Genomic DNA, 19,056 nt, shown 5'->3' with positions numbered 1-19,056 from the left:
TGCGCATGGACGACGGTGACCTGAATACTATGGGGGATATGACAGGGAAGTATGTTCCTCGCAACATTATTGTGACCGGTGGGTGTGGCTTCATCGGGTCGAATTTCGTGCATTATGTGGTGGATAATCATCCCGAGACGCATGTGACGGTGCTGGACGCGCTGACCTATGCGGGCAATCTGGACAACATCGCGGGGCTGCCGGCCGACCGGGGCGAGTTCGTGCATGGCGACATCTGCGACGCCGAGCTGCTCGATCGGCTTGTGCCTGGCCACGACGCCATCGTGCATTACGCGGCGGAATCGCACAACGACAATTCCATCGCCAACCCGGAGCCGTTTTTGAAGACCAATGTGGAAGGCACGTTCCGTCTGCTGGAGGCGGTGCGCAAGTACGATGTGCGCTACCATCATGTGAGCACCGACGAGGTGTATGGCGACTTGGCGCTGGACGATCCGGCCAAGTTCACCGAGTCCACTCCGTATCATCCTTCGTCGCCGTATTCGTCAACCAAGGCTGCCTCGGACATGCTGGTGCGCGCATGGACGCGCACGTATGGCTTACGCACGACAATCTCGAACTGCTCGAACAATTACGGGCCCTACCAGCATGTGGAGAAGTTCATCCCGCGCCAAATCACGAACATTCTGGAAGGCATTCGCCCCAAGCTCTACGGCAAAGGCGAAAACGTGCGCGACTGGATTCACACCGAAGATCACTCCTCTGGCGTGTGGACGATTCTGACAAAGGGACGCATCGGCGAGACGTATCTCATTGGCGCGAACGGCGAGAAGAACAACATCACCGTGCTGCGCATGATTCTTGAGATGATGGGGCAGGCGCCCGATGCCTTCGACTGGGTGAAGGATCGCCCCGGCCACGACCGCCGCTACGCCATCGATTCGACCAAACTGCAAACCGAATTGGGCTGGAAGCCCACCCATACGGATTTCTGTTCCGGCCTCGAACAGACCATCCAGTGGTACACCGACAATCGCGCTTGGTGGGAGCCGGCCAAAGCCGCCACCGAAGCCAAATACAAGCAACAAGGCCAGTGGGGCGATCTCTGACATTTATCTCTAATAATTTTGACTGATAGACATACAACTGACAGAGATAAATGACAGAGCCGTATAGAGTCAATGGCAGGCGGCTGCGGGGCTGACGCTGTTGATGGTGGGGGAGTAGGGGGAAGGCCGGCAGAGCCGCCGTGGGCTACAGTCACATCAAGCGCAGTTGCGGGAAATTCCAATCGGGAAAGTTCCTAAGGAGGTGTGACATGAGGTGTAGCCAATGTGGCGACGAAATCAGCGGTGATGGCGGCCTGTGCACATATTGCGACTCGCGGCAGGCGGTGAATGCGGCGAAAGGCGGCCGAGGGCAAAGCACCAAGCGTCGAACCGGTCGAACCAATACGAAAAAGACGGATGCCAAAGAGAACGATGTCTCCAGCACTTCCAACCTGAGCAAAAACCTCAGTCGCACCCCTGTCGCCGCGGCGAATGCCCCGCCCAAGTATGCGAAATGGAGTGTCACGACACCGCTGTCTTCGATGGTTTTCGCGGTCGGATCGCTGTTCTCCGTACTTGCCAGCGTGTGCTCTTTCGTCGCCAGTGTCCTCGATTTCGCCAAGCAACTCCATGAGCCGGGCATATGGAAGATGGTGATGATGATTGCTTTTGCCGTCCTGCTCGCCATTTGCGACGAATGCTACAAGATCACCAAGCAACAGACAGTCAAATTCCCTTCCCTGGCATTTCTGCCGGTCATGACGGGATGGGGCGGCAAGCTGGGGTTCGCCACTTTTTCGGGAAAATGCAAATGCGGCGGAAGATTGCGCTTTTATGACCGGCCGAGCGGACCGATTGAAGATGATGCCGACGGGAAAGCCGTGGATCTTGCCGAGAGACACATGATGGCACAGTGCGTGCGCGAACCGAAGAAACATGTGTGGTCTCTCGGCCATGTCACACAGGTTTTGAGCGCCTGATATATGGGCGCGGTGGGGAATAATCGATAATCGCTTTTAGTGTTTTTAGTGTGCTTATTGTGTGCGGGCGTGGGCGGGCTGGCTCGTTGGGGCGCGCGGGTTCCGTAGTGTTGAGGTGACTTTCAACTCTATTAGGAACGGGGATTGCGCATGACGCAGCAAGGCGGGACTTGGCCGGACGACAGCGAAACGGTACCGCTGGATTCAGGCTCTGCGCCCGCAAGTTTCGTTCCGAAAAGCACTGCGCGACGGGCGCAATCGACCCGGCCGATGCCGCAACGTGTCGGCGCGGGCGCGCAATCGTATCCAGATACATCGCAATTTCCGGCTCAACCGGTGTCGGCTTCGGCGCAAGGCGGCGCTTATTCGAATGGCGCGCAATATCGGCAATACCAGCAGAATCGGCAATATCCGCAGTACCAGCAATATCCGCAGAATCCGCAGTACCAGCAGAATCAGCAGTATTCAAATGGCTGGCAGTACCAGCAATATCCGCAATACCAGCAAGTCCCTGCCGCAGCGCCAGCTGTTGCCGCGGCACCCAAGCGCACCCATACCCGCAAATCCCCAAAGCATGGTTTTCTCGCGTTGCTGATGTGGCTGGCGACGGCGGGCATCGTATGCATTATGGCGATTCGCGAGATTCCGTTCGGCATCGACGGCAGCCGTTGGGTTCCGCTTATCGCCGGATTTGTGCCGTGGTTGGCGATTGCTTCGGCGCTGTTTCTGCTGCTGTCGCTGCTGTGGCATCGTCGGCTTTTGGCCGTGGTGTCGCTGGTGTGTCTGATCTTCCAAGTCGTGTGGCATATCGGCTTCTTCGTGCCGACCACCAGCCTGAGCGACGAAGCCAAGCAGGCCGTCACCCAGACGGACGCGAACGGACTGCCGATCTCGACCGACAAATACGCGCGCATCATGACGTTCAACACCACAACAGGCAAAGCTGATGTGAATGCCATCATCAATGAGGTGCGCGAGCAGCATGTGGAGGTGCTGTGTCTGCAGGAGATGACCGAGGGCTTCGTCCAGCGGCTTGAGGCTGCCGGCATCGACAACGTGCTCCCCTATCACATCGTGGCCGAACTCCATCATGGCGACAACGGCGGGTGCAACGGCATTTGGAGTTTGTCGCCAATGCAGAACGTTTCCGGCGATCTGGTGGAGGTGGATGCCTCGCGCGTGGCCGCGGCCACCATCACGCTGGGCGATTCGCAAGTCCGGTTCGTGTCCGTGCACCCCAGCTCGCCTACGCGCGGCAATCAAGGCATCTGGGGTGAGGGGCTCAGCTCGCTGTCCAGCTTGAAGGAATACGACCACACCTATGTGCTGATGGGGGACTTCAACGCCACTTGGGATCACGCGAATTTCCGCAATATCCTCGGTTCGCGTTTCGTTGATTCCTCGCAACAGTCCGGCGGCGGGTTCCATATGACCTATCCGGCGAACTCGAAGATTCCGCCGCTGATTGAGATCGACCATATCGTGCATGACAAAGGTGTGGTGGTGGGCGATATGCAGACCGTCGAACTGGCTGGTAGCGACCACCGCGCGCTCCTCGCCACGCTTGAGGCGCAATAACGCCGTTCGTGGAACGATATTTCAATCACTATTCAAACTTGAGTGTATGTGGCTCAAGTTTTGGGAATAGAATGGGCTTCAGGTCGGTTGAACGTGTCAGAACATGACGCCTATGCCCAAACCGTTGGGTGGACGTGCGGCGGCAATGCCCCGCAATTCCAGCCGGCGCAGGGCGCGAGACTTGGAGGACAATATGGAACAGAAGTTCACCACAATGGCGCAGGAAGCCATAGGCGACGCGATTCAGAGCGCGTCGGCCGCCGGCAACGCGCAGGTCGAGACGCTGCATGTGCTGGACGCGCTGCTGCGTCAACAGCAGGGTGTGGTGCGTGCGCTGATCGAAGCGGCGGGCGGCGACCCGCAAGCCATCGGAGCGGCTGTGCGCAATGCGCTGGTCGGGCTGCCGAGCGCGTCGGGTTCGTCCACTTCGCAGCCACAGGCCAGTCGTCAACTCACGGCGGCGGTGGCGGCTGCCGAGAAGGAAATGCAGTCGATGGGCGACGAATACGTCTCCACCGAGCATCTGCTCATCGGCATCGCGGCGGCCACGCCCAACCAGTCGGCGGACATTCTGAAGGCCAATAACGTCACCGCAGCCGCCTTGCGCAAGGCGGTGCCCGGCGTGCGCGGCGGCGCGAAAGTGACCAGTCCCGACGCGGAAGGCAGCTACAAGGCGCTGGAGAAATACTCCACCGATCTGACGGCTCAGGCAAAGGACGGCAAACTCGACCCGGTGATCGGGCGCGACCAGGAGATTCGCCGCGTCATCCAAATTCTGTCGCGACGCACCAAGAACAACCCGGTGCTGATCGGCGAGCCGGGCGTCGGCAAAACCGCCGTGGTCGAAGGCTTGGCGCAGCGCATCGTCGCCGGTGACGTGCCCACCACCCTGCAAGGCAAGAAACTCATCAGCCTTGACCTGGGTTCGATGGTGGCCGGCTCGAAATATCGTGGCGAATTCGAGGAACGCCTGAAAGCCGTGCTTGAGGAGATCAAGAACGCGGACGGGCAGATCATCACCTTCATCGACGAGATTCACACCATCGTCGGCGCGGGCGCGGCGGAAGGCTCGATGGACGCGGGCAATATGCTCAAGCCCATGCTGGCGCGTGGCGAACTGCGCCTGATCGGCGCAACCACGCTGGACGAATACCGCGAGAACATCGAAAAAGACCCGGCGCTGGAGCGCCGTTTCCAGCAGGTGTTCGTGGGCGAGCCGTCCGTCGAGGACACCATCGCCATTCTGCGCGGCTTGAAGCAGCGTTACGAGGCGCACCACAAAGTGACCATCGGCGATGACGCGCTGGTGGCCGCCGCGACCCTGTCGAATCGCTACATTTCCGGCCGTCAGTTGCCGGACAAGGCCATCGACTTGGTGGACGAGGCCGCCGCGCACCTGCGCATGGAACTTGACTCCTCGCCGGAGGAGATCGACGAGCTGGGCCGCAGGGTCACCCGTCTTGAAATGGAGGAAATGCAGCTGAAGAAGGCCGAGGATCCGGCCTCCAAGGAACGTTTGGAGAAGCTGCAGGCCGAGCTCGCCGACACCCGCGAGAAGCTGGCCGGGCTGAAGGCGCGTTGGGATGCCGAACAAGCCGGGCACAACAAGGTCGGCGATCTGCGTGCCAAGCTGGACGATTTGCGCGTCGAGGCCGACAAGGCCACGCGCGAAGGCGACTTGGCCAAGGCATCGAAGATTCTCTATGGCGATATTCCAGCCATCGAGAAGGAACTTGTCGCCGCGGAGAACGAGGATGCAGAATCGCGAGGCAGCGAAGGCGCGAACGAAGTCGAGCCGATGGTGCCCGACCGCGTGGACGCCGACTCGGTGGCCGGAATCGTCTCCGACTGGACGGGCATTCCCGTCGGGCGCCTGATGCAGGGCGAAAACGAGAAGCTGCTGACGATGGAAGACTATCTAGGCAAGCGTGTGATCGGCCAGAAGGAAGCCATTCAGGCCGTTTCCGACGCGGTGCGCCGCTCGCGCGCCGGCATTTCCGACCCGAATCGGCCCACCGGCTCGTTCCTGTTCCTGGGGCCGACCGGCGTGGGCAAGACCGAGCTGGCGAAGGCGCTCGCCGACTTCCTGTTTGACGACGAGAAGGCCATGGTACGCATCGATATGAGCGAATACATGGAGAAGGCTTCCGTGTCGCGCCTGATCGGGGCCGCGCCGGGCTATGTCGGCTATGAGCAAGGTGGTCAGCTCACTGAGGCCGTGCGCCGCCGCCCGTATTCGGTGGTGTTGTTCGACGAGGTGGAGAAGGCCAACCCGGAAATCTTCGACGTGCTGTTGCAGGTGCTGGACGATGGTCGCCTGACCGACGGCCAGGGGCGCACGGTGGACTTCAAGAACACGATTCTGATCATGACCTCGAACTTGGGCTCGCAGTTCCTCGTCAACGAGGACATGGACGAGGACTCCAAGCGCAAGGCTGTGATGGATGCGGTGCACATGAACTTCAAGCCGGAGTTCCTCAACCGCTTGGATGACACCGTGATGTTCCACCCGCTCACGCGCGAGGAGCTCGCCGGCATCGTGGACATTCAGGTGGCAGCTGTGTCCGAGCGTCTCACCGAGCGTCGCATCACGCTCGACGTGACCGATTCGGCCCGCGAGTGGCTTGCCAACATGGGTTATGACCCGGCCTATGGCGCGCGTCCTCTGCGTCGCCTGGTGCAGACCGAGGTGGGTGACCAGCTTGCCCGCATGCTGCTCGCCGGCAAGGTGCATGATGGCGATACGGTGCTCGTCGACCAGACCGGCGGCGAACATCTGGAGCTCACCGCCTGGGCTTCCGATCAGTTGGTTGGCGACGATGATGGTGAGGCCGACGAAAGCGCAGCCAAATAACGCCAGCCGAGTAATGTCGGCTGTATGACTGGTCGGTTCGCGCCCACGCCTTCGGGGCGCATGCACATCGGCAACATGGTTGCCATGCTGGCCGCGTGGCTTGATTCCAAGTCGCGCGGCCAGCGCATGCTGTTGCGCATCGAAGACCTCGATATCCCGCGCGTCATGCCCGACGCCGACCGCTGGATTATGGACGATCTGGCTTGGCTGGGTCTTGACTGGGACGGCGAGGCCGTCTACCAATCCCGGCGCACCGACCGTTACGAAGAGGCGTTGCGGCTCATCGAACCGCGAACATACCCCTGCTTCTGCTCGCGTGCTGATATCCGCGCGGCCTCGGCTCCGCAGGAGGGGGACGGCTTCCAGATCTATCCCGGCACCTGCAAACGGCTGTCGCGCGACAATCCAAGCGAAGTCGCTGCGCGGCTGGCTCGCGGCGAACGGCATTCATGGCGCCTCGCCATGCCGGAACCCGGCTCGCCCGCCAATACCGTCACCTTCACCGACCGCGTGTTCGGCCCGCAAGCCTTCGATCTTACGCGCGAAGTCGGCGATTCGGTCATCCGTCGCTCCGATGGGCTGTTTTCCTACCAGTTCGCCGTCACCATCGACGATCTCGACATGGGGGTCGATTCCATCGCGCGCGGTCGCGACTTGCTGCGTTCCACCGCATTGCAGATATGGATACGCGAATGCCTCGTCGCAGACGGGCTGGAAGCGGCGGAATCACCCATCAACCCGCAATACGCGCACATCCCACTTGTCGACGATGCCGCAGGCCGTCGCCTCGCCAAGCGCGAACGCTCCCTCGACATGGGCGCCCTGCGCACGCGCGGTGTCACCGCCGAGCAAGTCACCGGCTGTTGCGCTTGGCTGCTGCGCCTCACCGATGCCCCCGAACCCTGCACCCCCTACGACCTGCTGCGCGATTTCTCATGGGAGCCGTTGCGCCGCAACCATACTGACCGCCGCATCTCTTCCGCCTCTTCGGGGTGCCCGAACTGGCTTGCGTAGTCGGTAGGCAAAATATGCTTCTAATGCTTGAAAAATAAGGATTTTACACATTCCTAATGTAGGATTATGGAGCTCGCTAATGTATGATTGTGGAGTTTTCTAATGTAGGATTGTGGAGCTCGCTAATGTATGATTGTGGAGTTTTCTAATGTAGGATTGTGGAGCTCGCTAATGTATGATTGTGGAGTTTTCTAATGTAGGATTGTGGAGCTCGCTAATGTAAGATTATGGAACCTCCTAATGTAGGATTATGGAACCGCCTAATGTATGATTGTGGAGCTTCCTAATGTAAGATTATGGAACTGCATAATGTGACAATATGGACATCGACGATGCCGGAAATGATGTTGGATCAAGAAAGGTGACGAGATGATTACTCGATCGCTATCGGAAGAAATCCGGCGTATGGCATCCTGGTTCCCCGTGGTGTCAGTCACCGGCCCGCGGCAAAGCGGCAAATCCACAATCGTCAAATCCGTGTTTCCCGAATACACTTACGTCAACTTGGAAGATCCCTTGCTGCGTAACGCCGCTCTGGACGACCCCGTGGGCTTTATTCGCAATCGCCCGGAGCATCTGATCGTGGATGAGGCGCAATACGTGCCCGATCTGTTTTCGATGATTCAAGTGGTGTCCGACGAAAGAGGCTCTACAGGGCAATATATTCTTTCGGGTTCGCAGAATTTCCTGCTGATGAAGCGTATCACCCAATCACTGGCCGGCAGGGTCGGCATCCTCAGGCTGTTGCCTCTGTCGTATGCGGAAGTGTTCGCACATGACGAGACAGTCAATACGGACATGTTCATGTTCCGAGGGGGTTTCCCAAGGCTGTACGCCAGCAGCATGCCGGTTGGGACATTCTTCAGCAGCTATATCAACACCTATATCAACACCTATATCGAACGTGACGTTTCTGACTATCTTGACGTGCGAAATCTCGTCAGCTTCCGCAAGTTCTTGGGGCTGTGCGCGCTGAATGCGGGCAGCCTGACGAACTATGCGAATATCGCCAGGGATGCCGACGTGGACGCGCGAACGGCCAAGGCGTGGTTGTCCATCTTGGAATCCAGCTATGTGGCGTTTGAACTCATGCCATATTTTGCGAATCAATCCAAGCGTCTGATCAAGACACCCAAGTTGTATTTTTACGACACCGGTCTGCTGTGCAATCTGCTGGGCATCACCAGTGTCGAGAAGCTTCTGCTCAGCCCTCACCTGGGTGCCGTGTTCGAGAATCTTGTGGTCGCCGAAACGCTCAAGGCTTATCTCAATAGAAACGAGGAGCCACGATTGTTCTTTTATCGGGATGAGAACAAGATCGAAGTCGATTTGATGGACTTCACGGATGCGGACAACCCGCGGCTCGTTGAGATCAAATCCGGGCAAATGTACAGAGATTCATACGCAAGGCATTTGGCCGTCGTCGGTGATGCGCTCGGCATTGAGCGTGAGCGGCGCTATGTGGTGGCGCGGGTCGAATCGAGCTATGAGGCCAAGGGGGCAAGCGTGCGTTCCGCCTCCGATTGGCTGAAATCATGGGGGACGCCGCTCCAGTCGCATTAAGTGCGGTCGCGCGAGCGGTGCGGTTGGAATGCCGTGAGGGGGGTGCCCGAACTGGCTCGCACAGTCGGTAGATTATTATGCTTCTAATGCTTGAAAAATAGGGCTTCCCCGATTCAGTCCAGTGGCAGGGTGGATTCGCGCTGGATGAGCCGGCATGGCACATAATCAACGCCATGATGCGCCTGTCCGTTGATTGCGTCCATCAGGTATCGTGCGGCGCGACGCCCGATGATTTCCGTCTCATTGTCGATGCTGGTCAGCGAGGGGCGTGAGCTGGAGGTAAGCACGTCCCAGTTGTCGTGTCCAATTACCGCCACGTCGTCCGGGATGCGAAGTCCTTGCTGCTTAAGCGCGTCGATGCAGCCACGCGCCAATTGGTCGTTCTGGCATATCACCGCGTCGAAATCAACACCTTGGTTGAGCAGCAGACGCGTGGCCGCACGTCCCCAGTTCTCGTCCCATTTGCCATATCGGATTGGCCCGGCTGGTTCCAATCCCACTTCCGCAAGCGCCTCCAGAGAACCTTTGGTGCGGTCGGTGGAAGCGGTGTATGTTTCGTCGCCGCCGATGATGGCAATATGCTTGCGTCCGCATGAAATCAGATGGTTGACGGCGATTCGGCCGGCCTCCACATTGTCGCAGGTCACCGAACAGTCGTTAGTATCCGTTGAAGGACCATAGGCGTAGACGAGAGGCACGCCCCAGTCGTCTCCGAGCGAGGGGCGCGGGTTGGTTTCTCGCTGCACGATCAGCAGTCCGTCGACTTTGAGCGATAGCAGTTTCTCGACGTGCGCGCGCTCCAACGCGGTGTCGCCTCTCGCGTTCGCCAGCAGTACGGACGTTGATTGCGCGCGCAGCTCGTTTTCTGCGCCGATCAGGATTGGCGTGGAGAAGCGTCCCTGCAAGTCCGAGGTGACCAGTCCGATGGTGCCTGAGGTGCCTGATGCCAGCGATTGGGCGAGCTTGTTGGGGGAATAGTTGAGTTGCCGAGCCGCCGTGAGCACCCGTTGTCTGGTGGTTTCGGAGACACGGGGTTTGTTGTGCAACGCTTTGGAAGCTGTGGCCAAGGAAACGTTTGCCGCTGCCGCCACGTCTTCAAGCCGTGCGGTTGAGCGGATGTTGCTCGCCATCTCTTCTCCTGATCGAATGAGTTCTGCCTGTTGTGTCCCACTATAGCTCATCTGCGAAAATTTTCGCAAATGGTGTTTTGATGAGTGGAGCGCACCTTTTACTAATCTTGCTGACACATGATGTACCGCAGTTTTCGCAGCGTATGAGAGTCGCACGAAGGCATATGAAACCATATTTTCGCGAACGATAAATTTTCTTTACTCTAAAACGGCTATATTTATAGGATTTATTAAGTCTGCAGCATGAAATGCGAAAGCGATTTTGCATTTTGACTAGGTGCGTCGTATAGTGAGAAAAAGCTTTCGCTCAATGCTGCATTCGAGGCCACGGTCTCTTGAATGCGGCGTCACCGCGAAAGAACAGGAGACGGACCATCCGTTTCGCCCCTCAAGGCTGAGGGGAACGTACAAGAGAAAGAAGCGAATATGGCTTTCAAGAATGTTGCGCGTACTCTCGCGGGCGTTGCCGCCGTGGCAATGCTCATTCCGCTGGCTGCCTGCGGCGGTAGCGGTGGAACCAGCCAAACCGCAGATATTCCCGCCAAGGGCACCGATGACGGCACCACCATCACCCTGTGGACCCGTTCACCGCTGGAGCGCCAAGCCAAGAACGCGGTCCAGGCTTATAACAAGTCCCACAAGAACCAGGTCAAGCTGGAGATTATTCCGAATGATGATATGGAAGGCAAGGTTGGCGGTGCCTCGCAAACCGACTCCCTGCCTGACATTCTCGCTGGTGATGTGGTGCGTATTCCCTACTGGGCTTCTGAAGGTATTTTCGCCGATCTGACCGAGCAGATCGATGGTCTTGACAACAAGGGCGATTTGCAGCAAGGCCACATCGATGCGGGCACCGTGGACGGCAAGAAATACACCCTGCCGTTCATCACCGACGTTTCCGTGATGGTTTGGAACAAGAACCTCTACAAGGAAGCCGGTCTTGATCCTGAGAAGGGCCCGAGCACCGTGGCTGAGTTCGTCAAGCAGGCCAAGGCCGTCGCGAATCTGAATAAGGATGGCGTGGCAGGTTCTTATCTTGCCGGCCAATCCGGTGGCGCCCTGGTGTTCGACCTGTTCCCCTCCGTGTGGGCCGACGGCGAATCCGTCATGAATGAGGACGGCACCGAAGCCACGCTGGACAACACTTCCATGAAGGCCGTGCTTGATGGCTATAAGGAGCTTGCCGATACTGCCAACGGCCTTGGTGCGGGCTCCAAGGAAGAGACCGGTGCCACATGGACCGCACCGTTCGCCAATGGCAAGATCGGCGTCATGCCCTATCCGAACACCTCCTGCACCGCGCTGTTCGAGGCGGAGAAAGATGGCGGTTTCGAGGTCGGCGTTACTCCGATTCCAGGTACCAAGGAAGGCAAGACCTCCACGTTCCTTGGCGGCGACGCGATGGGCATTTCCAAGGATTCCAAGCATGTCGCCCAAGCATGGAACTTCCTGTCGTGGCTGATGGGCGAGGACGCGCAGAAGGAAGTGTTCGCCGACAATGGCGACACTGCCTCCAATATCGCCACCCTGAAGAGCGCCTACGATGATGCCGATGCGCGTGTGAAGACCATCAACTCGGTGATTATCGACGGCAATGGCCAGACGCCGAAGGCCGTCAAGTTCAACGAAGCGTTCAACGCGGCCGGTTCCCCGTGGCAGCTGCTCATTCAGAACGCTGTGTGGGGCAACGGTGACTCTCTGAAGACCGACAACCAGGCTGTTACCGATGTGCTCAGCCAGTGAGCGTGTTGGCGTCGATCCGGTGGGTTGACGCCATAAGCGTTCATTTCGAGTGATGCACATTGTGAATGTGGTGTGTCGCTGGGGCTGCGATCTTACTCTTGAAACTTACCAGTGGTGAGGCGCAGCCCAGGCGACGGATTGCATTGATTTTTTCAGACAAGGGCAACCATTTTGACAATCCCCAATCCCGAAGGAGGGTACCCGATGCCAAGTGTTTCCAAAGGTGCTGTGCCGGAGCGTAAGTCCAAGGCAAGGGCTGCGCAAACTCGACGCGGCTTGCTGTATGCACTGCCTGACTGGGCGATGATCGTCCTATTGTTCTTCGTGCCTATCGCGCTGCTGTTCATCATGGCCTGCTCTCGTTGGAGTCTGATGGGAGGCAACCGCGGCCTGAACTTCCCCGACAATTTCATCGCGGTGTTCGAGAACAAGCTATTCGGTCAATCCATCCTGTTCACACTCGAATATACGGTGATCGTCACCATCTTCCTGTTGGTGCTGGGGTTGGGGCTTGCGCTGATTGTGCAGGAATCGAGCAAGTGGAACAACGTGTTGCGCACCTGCTTCCTGCTACCTTCGGCCACCGGCCTGGCATCGGCGTCATTGCTGTTCTATGCGTTGTATTCCCCGCAGGTCGGGCCGGTGACGAAAATCCTGAGTTTCTTCGGGCTGATGGATCAGGGCGGCTCCGTACTCGCCACCGGGCAAAGCGCCCTGTGGGCCACGATTATCGTAATCGTCTGGCGTTTCTCCGGCTATTACATGCTGTTGATGATGATTGGCCTACAAGCGATTCCCGGGGATTTGTATGAAGCGGCCCGCATGGACGGTGCCGGCACCTGGCGCATCTTCCGTTCGGTCACCTTGCCGCTGATGAAACCGACCATCGTGATGTGCTTGGTCTACTGTGTGACCGGCTCGATTCTCGCTTTCGACCAGTTCTTCATCCTGACCAAGGGAGGCCCGAATAATTCCACGATGACGGTGGTGCAGTTGATTTACAATTTCGCCTTCGACTCCAAGAAGGATCTCGGCATGGCGGCAGCGCTGTCGCTGCTCGTGCTCGTAGCCCTTGTGATTATCAATGCCATTCAGATGCGCGGCATGCGCGACAACACCAAGTAAGAGAGGAAGCTTCAAAATGACTACCCCATTGTGGAAGCGTATCGTCGCTCGCGTTCTTCAAAGTCTGCTTGCCCTGGCGTTCATCTCCCCGCTGATCTGGGTCATCGTCTGCTCGTTCAGCCCTCAGCCCGGATCCGCGCAGTCGAGTGGCTGGGGCGTGGCCAACTACCTCACCCTGTTCGGCTATCAGGAAGGACTGCCCGTATATCTGCTCAACTCGGTTATCGTGTCGGCGATTTCCGTGGTGCTGTCCGTGGTGGTGTGCACGCTGGCCGGCTACTCGTTTAGCCGTTTCGATTACCCGGGTCGCAACCTCGGATTCATGGTGACGCTTTCGATTCTGATGGTGCCCTACGCCTCGTTGCTGATTCCGCTGATGGTGTGGTACAAGAACATTGGTCTGAACGACACCTTGCTCGGCGTCGGTTTGGTCATCACGCTGTTCCAGCTGCCCATGTCCACGTTCATCATGCGCAACGCATTCGATGCCATCCCCAAAGATATGGAAGAAGCTGCCATGGTGGACGGCTGCAATTCTTTCCAAGCGTTGCTGAAGATCTTGGTGCCGGTGGTCAAGCCCTCGATGGTGACGGTCGGCCTGCTCGCTTTCCTTGAAGCATGGAACAACTTCATGATTCCGCTATATCTGTCCAGCTCGGGCAAGAGCACCCTGCCGTTGGCAATGGTGAATATGCGTCAGCAGACGATGGGCGTCATCGATTACGGTGCCACGGAAGCCGGCGTCGTGGTGCTGCTCATCCCCTGTGCGATCCTGTTCTTGGCATTGCAGAAGTATTATGTCAAGGGCTTCATGGCCGGCGCGGTGAAAGGCTAATCATGAACGTAACCATTACCTCATCATTCTGGAAGAAGCGTCGCGACCAGATTGTCGAATCCGTCATCCCCTACCAATGGGGCGTGATGAACGACGAAATCGACACTGTCGTTCCCGACGACCCAGCCGGCAACCAGCTTGCCGACAATAAAAGCCACGCACTCGAGAACTTGCGCATTGCCGCAGGGGAGGAATCCGGCGAATTTCACGGCATGGTCTTCCAAGATTCCGATATTTACAAGTGGCTGGAGGAAGCGGCGTACGCGCTCGCCTATCATCCCGACGAACAGCTGCAAGCGCTCTGCGACCGCACAGTCGACCTCATAGCCCGCGCCCAGCAGCCGGACGGCTATCTGGACACCCCATATCAGATCAAGACCGGCGAATGGGCGCATCGGGAGCGGTTCACCCTGATTCAGCAAAGCCACGAGATGTATGTGATGGGACATTACATTGAAGCGGCCGTTGCCTACCATGAGGTGACAGGCAACGAGCAAGCGCTCGATGTGGCGCGTCGCATGGCCGATTGCCTTGACGTCAATTTTGGTCCTGAAGAAGGCAAGATCCACGGTGCCGACGGACATCCGGAAATCGAGCTTGCGCTCGCCAAGCTCTATGATGCCACAGGCGAAAAGCGCTATCTTGATCTTGCGCGTTATCTCATCGATGTGCGCGGGCAGGATCCGCAATTCTATTCCAATCAGCTGGCCGCCATCGACGGTGATTACATCTTCCGCGACCTTGGTTTCTACAAGCCGACCTATTTCCAGGCCGCCGAGCCTGTGCGCGACCAGCAAACCGCTGACGGGCATGCCGTGCGCGTGGCGTATCTGTGCACCGGCATAGCCCATGTGGCTCGCTTAAGCGGGGATGAGGGGCTGGCGCAGACCGCACGACGCCTGTGGGACAACATCGTGCGCAAGCGCATGTATGTCACTGGCGCGATTGGCTCCACACATGTGGGAGAAGCCTTCACCTATGACTATGACCTGCCCAATGACACCATGTACGGTGAAACCTGCGCGTCGGTGGCAATGAGCATGCTCGCCAAGCAGATGCTGCTTACGGAGCCTCGCGGCGAATATGCCGACGTGCTGGAGCGGGAGCTGTTCAATGGTGCCATTGCCGGCATCTCGCTTGACGGCAAACAGTATTATTACGTCAATGCGCTGGAAGCCACGCCCCAAGGACTTGACAACCCCGACCGGCATCATGTGCTGTCACATCGCGTCGATTGGTTCGGCTGCGCCTGTTGCCCGGCCAATATCGCACGTCTCATCGCTTCGGTGGATCGCTATATCTACACTGAGCGTGACGGCGGGCGCACGGTATTGAGCCACCAGTTCATTGCCAATACGGCTTCGTTTGCATCAGGTCTTCAGGTCGAGCAACATTCTGATTTCCCTTGGGACGGGCATATCGAATACCTCGTGAGCTTGTGTGAGGGCGCTGAACCTGTCCGCTTTGGCGTGCGCATCCCCTCGTGGTCGACGCAATCCTATGCGCTCGCCGTGAACGGCACTCCCGCCAGCGCACATATCGAAAACGGCTTCGTCTACTTTGATGTGCCAGCGGGCTCAACATTAACGCTGACGCTTGATCTCGACATGTTGGTGCGATTGGTGCGAGCCAACTCGCGCGTGCGCGTTGACGCGGGGAAAGTGGCGGTAATGCGCGGCCCCTTGGTATATTGCGCTGAGCAAGCCGACAATGTGGGCGATTTGTGGTCGTATCGTCTCGCCGATAACACGCGCGGTTCCGACGCTCAGGTGGCGTTTGAAAACAATCTGCTTGGCGGCGTTGAAACGATTACTCTGCCGGCCGTGCGTGAGCAAGGCGATCAGGAAGATGCGCCACTGTATATGGACGCCGATGAACCCACCGCAGAAGAAACGACATCCCTCAAGCTCATTCCCTATTACGCATGGGCCAATCGCAATCTTGGCCAGATGTGCGTTTTCCTGCGGCGCTGATAATGATTAAGTGATCACCGCCGGAGGCGTCTGGCCATTGTGCCATAACCCACTGGCGGTGTGCTTGTCTCCGCCTCTTCAGGGTGCCTGAACTGGCTCGCACAGTCGGTAGGCTGGGGCGATACACAGGGAAAGGGGCATGTGATGTCAAGATCTTTCAGAAGCGCGTTGATTGGTGGCGCGGTGATTGCAGGCATGGCTCTCTGGGCCATCGCACCTCGCAGTTTCAGCGACAAACAGCACAGCTGCACGTCGTGCCTTCCTGATGTCCTGTACGCGCACCGAGGGCTGCACGATGCCGGTTCCGGGCTGACCAAAAAGTACGCACGCCACAGCGGCCCCTATGTGGAACTGGCCCGCCGCATGGCCATCAAGGCCGGCTACGGCAATGCCAGAGTCAAAGGGCCCATCGCGCCCGAGAATTCGCTGGCCGCTTTCGCCGCCGCCTGTGAGGCAGGGTATGGAATCGAGTTGGACGTGCGGCGCACCCGCGACGGGCAGATTGTCGTCGCGCACGACCGGACCCTCTTGCGCGTGGCCGGCGACCCCCGCGCCATCGAAAACCTGACCTATGACGAGCTCACCCGCATCCCGTTGTTCCCCACCGCCAAGCCGGGTGACGCGACAGCCGAGCCGTTGCCCGGCAGTCAGGAGCGCCCCGCGCGAGTCAGCACCCCTGCCGCACCTCCGAAGGGGTACCACCAGCATGTGCCGCTGCTCTCCGAGGTGCTCAAACTTGTGGACGGTCGCGTGCCGCTGATCGTGGAATATAAGTCTGTCAACGAGTTTTCATGGGATGCGCGCGATGAGGATCTTATGGAGAAGGGGCACGCTTTACTGAAGGGGTATGAGGGGCCGTATGCCGTCGAATCGTTTCATCCGACTGCTGTGAATTGGTACAAGGAGCATTGGCCCGAAGTCTATCGCGGTCAGGTGGCGCATTGGCCGTCCGCCGACAACGACAAGAGCATCGATCTTAAGCGTTATGCCGCCGGTTTGTTGGCTTTCGACTGGCGTTCAAGGCCGGATTTCATCGCTTACGATTGGCGTGGCGGTTCGATGCCGCAGGTGCGTCTTGCCCGCTTGTTGGGGGCGGTGCCGGTTTCGTGGACGGTGCGCAGTCATGAGGAATTGGCGCAGGCCGAGCGGGATTTCGACCATCACATCTTTGAGGCTTTCGTGCCTGACGGGCAATCGTGAGGTCCTGAGGTTCTCCTACTTGTGGTCTACTTGTGGTAGGGCTCGTGGGCGTTGATTTTGTAGGCGCGATAGATTTGTTCGAGCAGAATCACCCGCATGAGTTGGTGCGGGAAGGTCATGTTCGAAAAGCTCAGGCGATAATTCGCCCGCCTGAGAATGGCGTCGTCCAGCCCGATTGAGCCGCCGATAATGAACTGGAGGTGGCTGGCTCCTTGCAGACCGAGCTGGCTGATTTTGCGGGCGAACCCGACGGAGTCGAGCTGCTGGCTGTCGATGGCCAGCGCAATGACGAACGCGCCGGGCTTGATGTGCCTGGCGATGCGCTCGCCTTCTTTCGCTTTGATTTGCCGTTCCATTCCCTCGGAGGCATGGTCGGGCGTTTTCTCGTCGGCCACCTCAAGGATGTTGAGTTTGCAGTAGCGCCCAAGCCGTTTGGCATATTCCGCAATGCCGTCGCGCAGATACCGTTCTTTCACCTTACCAACGCAGATAACGTCGATATTCATCCGCACTCACTATCCTTCTAATTTTCGAGAGTGATTGGCTGACGCGTGTGGCATCAAGGCGCCCCGAGGGAAGGCGTACAAAGGTACGTCGACCGAGGATCAACGCCAATAACGCTCTGCCAATTTCCGGGAGTGATTGATTAACGTGTGCGGTATCAAGGCGCCCCGAGGGAAGGCGTACGAAGGTACGTCGACCGAGGAGCAACGCCGATGACACTCCGTCAGTCAATCACTCCGTAGAGGCGGTCGCCTGCGTCGCCAAGCCCCGGCACAATGTAGCACTTTTCATTGAGGCTTTCATCGACGGCACAGACTACGACCTTGAAGCTGATGGACGGGTCGATGTGCTCCTCGACGAACTTGATGCCTTCGGGGGCGGCGATGATGTTGATGGCGGTGACGTCCTTGGCGCCGCGCTCGGCCAGATAGTGCGTGGCGGCGACCAGCGTGCCGCCGGTGGCGAGCATCGGGTCGATGAGGAAGCATTGACGCCCGGAGAGGTCTTCGGGCAAGCGGTTGGCGTAGGTGATCTGCTGGGTGGGGTGCTCCTCGTCGCGCTTCATGCCGAGGAAGCCGACTTCGGCGGAGGAAATCATTTTGGTCATGCCGTCGAGCATGCCCAGCCCGGCGCGCAGCACGGGCACGATCAGCGGGCGCGGTTCGGCAATGTGCTTGCCGACCATTGGGGCCACGGGGGTTTCGATGGGTTTGTCGACCACTTCGAGGCCGCGGGTCGCTTCGTAGGTTTCGAGCATGACCAGCTCGCTGATGAGCTCGCGGAAGGTGTGGGACGGGGTGTTCTTGTCTCGCAGCACGGTCAGTTTGTGCGCGACGAGCGGGTGATCCAAAACATGTAATTCCATGGTCTCAACGGTAACACTCTTCCCCCTCCTGTGCGACCGGAGTTGGGTTGCACAGTGGCTTTAAGGTCATGCTTGCATGGGGATCAGCGGCTCGACCGCAGGGATCCCTGCGGATTCGGCTTTCTTCAGATCGTAGGTGTTCTGCAGATTCATCCAGAAATGGGGGCCGGTTCCCAGCGCCAGTCCAAGCAGTATCGACATGCGTGCGGTGATGGCCCGCCTTCCGTGGATGATGTCGCTGATTGCCGATTGGGGGACGCCGATGGTTTTCGCCAGCCGGTAGTGCGAGATTGACAGGGGAGCCAGAAATTCCTCTTCGAGAATCTCCCCGGGGGTGGAGAGCAAATCCGTTGAGACACCTGTGGTGTCGGCGTGTTCAGTGGTAGTCGATGCAACGCACATCGGTCGCCTCCTTATCGTCCCAGCCGAATACCAGCCGCCACTGTCAAACCTCATCTCGATACTACCGCCTTACAGAAGTATTGGCAAGTTTGTGTTGACTAATGGTTCGCACGGTAGCGATTGCGGCTCTATCTTCGCAACAAGCGGGTCGAAAAATGTGGAAATGTGGATAAGTGGGAGGGGCTCTGTCCACAATGCCCGAAATCGCGTCGCTGTCTTTCCTGATTTCGATATGCTCGGTGAACAACTCATAAAGCGTATGGAATATATATCAAAAACA

The 19,056-nt window shown here is 58.3% G+C and carries 15 protein-coding genes; 11 read left to right on the top strand and 4 right to left on the bottom strand.

Annotation, left to right across the window (positions count from 1 at the left end; translation table 11 throughout):
* Nucleotides 1–38: 38 nt before the first annotated feature.
* The 6 genes from rfbB to G1C94_RS05580 all read left to right on the top strand — a co-directional run bounded on the left by rfbB (nt 39) and on the right by G1C94_RS05580 (nt 8,999).
* A complete protein-coding gene (gene rfbB / locus G1C94_RS05605; RefSeq protein ID WP_172145919.1) occupies nt 39–1,070 on the top strand; it encodes a dTDP-glucose 4,6-dehydratase in 1,032 nt (343 codons plus the stop codon).
* Nucleotides 1,071–1,279: 209 nt separating this feature from the next.
* Nucleotides 1,280–1,990: a hypothetical protein gene (locus G1C94_RS05600; protein WP_172145916.1), complete on the top strand. Its 711-nt coding sequence runs from the start codon at nt 1,280–1,282 to the stop codon at nt 1,988–1,990.
* 270 nt (nt 1,991–2,260) lie between these two features.
* Nucleotides 2,261–3,568 (top strand): endonuclease/exonuclease/phosphatase family protein, encoded by a 1,308-nt coding sequence (locus tag G1C94_RS05595; protein WP_172145913.1) that lies wholly within the window; start codon nt 2,261–2,263, stop codon nt 3,566–3,568.
* 193 nt (nt 3,569–3,761) lie between these two features.
* Nucleotides 3,762–6,422, top strand: coding sequence for an ATP-dependent chaperone ClpB (clpB, locus tag G1C94_RS05590; RefSeq protein WP_172145910.1), 2,661 nt, complete (start codon nt 3,762–3,764; stop codon nt 6,420–6,422).
* A 24-nt stretch (nt 6,423–6,446) separates the two neighbouring features.
* Complete coding sequence (gene gluQRS, locus G1C94_RS05585; RefSeq protein ID WP_172145907.1) at nt 6,447–7,436, top strand: tRNA glutamyl-Q(34) synthetase GluQRS; 990 nt, start codon at nt 6,447–6,449, stop codon at nt 7,434–7,436.
* Between the two features lie 405 nt (nt 7,437–7,841).
* Nucleotides 7,842–8,999 (top strand): ATP-binding protein, encoded by a 1,158-nt coding sequence (locus G1C94_RS05580; protein ID WP_253902334.1) that lies wholly within the window; start codon nt 7,842–7,844, stop codon nt 8,997–8,999.
* Nucleotides 9,000–9,112: 113 nt separating this feature from the next.
* On the opposite strand, the gene G1C94_RS05575 is transcribed toward G1C94_RS05580, so the two are convergent.
* Complete coding sequence (locus tag G1C94_RS05575) at nt 9,113–10,129, bottom strand: LacI family DNA-binding transcriptional regulator (RefSeq protein WP_172145901.1); 1,017 nt, start codon at nt 10,127–10,129, stop codon at nt 9,113–9,115.
* A gap of 426 nt (nt 10,130–10,555) precedes the next feature.
* Here G1C94_RS05575 and G1C94_RS05570 point away from each other — a divergent pair, with 426 nt between their 5' ends.
* The 5 genes from G1C94_RS05570 to G1C94_RS05550 all read left to right on the top strand — a co-directional run bounded on the left by G1C94_RS05570 (nt 10,556) and on the right by G1C94_RS05550 (nt 17,005).
* The gene (locus tag G1C94_RS05570; RefSeq protein ID WP_172145898.1) at nt 10,556–11,872 is read left to right on the top strand and encodes an ABC transporter substrate-binding protein; all 1,317 of its coding nucleotides are present in this window, start codon (nt 10,556–10,558) and stop codon (nt 11,870–11,872) included.
* A 204-nt stretch (nt 11,873–12,076) separates the two neighbouring features.
* A complete protein-coding gene (locus tag G1C94_RS05565) occupies nt 12,077–12,997 on the top strand; it encodes a carbohydrate ABC transporter permease (protein ID WP_172145895.1) in 921 nt (306 codons plus the stop codon).
* 16 nt (nt 12,998–13,013) lie between these two features.
* Nucleotides 13,014–13,832, top strand: coding sequence for a carbohydrate ABC transporter permease (locus tag G1C94_RS05560; RefSeq protein WP_172145892.1), 819 nt, complete (start codon nt 13,014–13,016; stop codon nt 13,830–13,832).
* A gap of 2 nt (nt 13,833–13,834) precedes the next feature.
* On the top strand, nt 13,835–15,805 hold the full coding sequence (locus G1C94_RS05555; protein ID WP_172145889.1) for a glycoside hydrolase family 127 protein: 1,971 nt from the start codon (nt 13,835–13,837) through the stop codon (nt 15,803–15,805).
* Between the two features lie 144 nt (nt 15,806–15,949).
* The gene (locus G1C94_RS05550) at nt 15,950–17,005 is read left to right on the top strand and encodes a glycerophosphodiester phosphodiesterase family protein (protein ID WP_216656896.1); all 1,056 of its coding nucleotides are present in this window, start codon (nt 15,950–15,952) and stop codon (nt 17,003–17,005) included.
* A 26-nt stretch (nt 17,006–17,031) separates the two neighbouring features.
* Here G1C94_RS05550 and rlmH read toward each other — a convergent pair whose 3' ends face one another.
* The 3 genes from rlmH to G1C94_RS05535 all read right to left on the bottom strand — a co-directional run bounded on the left by rlmH (nt 17,032) and on the right by G1C94_RS05535 (nt 18,776).
* Complete coding sequence (gene rlmH / locus G1C94_RS05545; protein ID WP_172145884.1) at nt 17,032–17,511, bottom strand: 23S rRNA (pseudouridine(1915)-N(3))-methyltransferase RlmH; 480 nt, start codon at nt 17,509–17,511, stop codon at nt 17,032–17,034.
* A gap of 221 nt (nt 17,512–17,732) precedes the next feature.
* A complete protein-coding gene (gene upp, locus G1C94_RS05540; RefSeq protein WP_172145881.1) occupies nt 17,733–18,374 on the bottom strand; it encodes a uracil phosphoribosyltransferase in 642 nt (213 codons plus the stop codon).
* A gap of 66 nt (nt 18,375–18,440) precedes the next feature.
* Nucleotides 18,441–18,776 (bottom strand): HigA family addiction module antitoxin, encoded by a 336-nt coding sequence (locus tag G1C94_RS05535; RefSeq protein ID WP_172145878.1) that lies wholly within the window; start codon nt 18,774–18,776, stop codon nt 18,441–18,443.
* Between the last annotated feature and the right edge of the window lie 280 nt (nt 18,777–19,056).

It is taken from the genome of Bifidobacterium panos, from assembly GCF_012932445.1.
GTDB classification, from domain to species: domain Bacteria; phylum Actinomycetota; class Actinomycetes; order Actinomycetales; family Bifidobacteriaceae; genus Bifidobacterium; species Bifidobacterium panos.
Note: the sequence above shows the minus strand (reverse complement) of the source record. Positions and strands in the feature narration are given on the sequence as shown.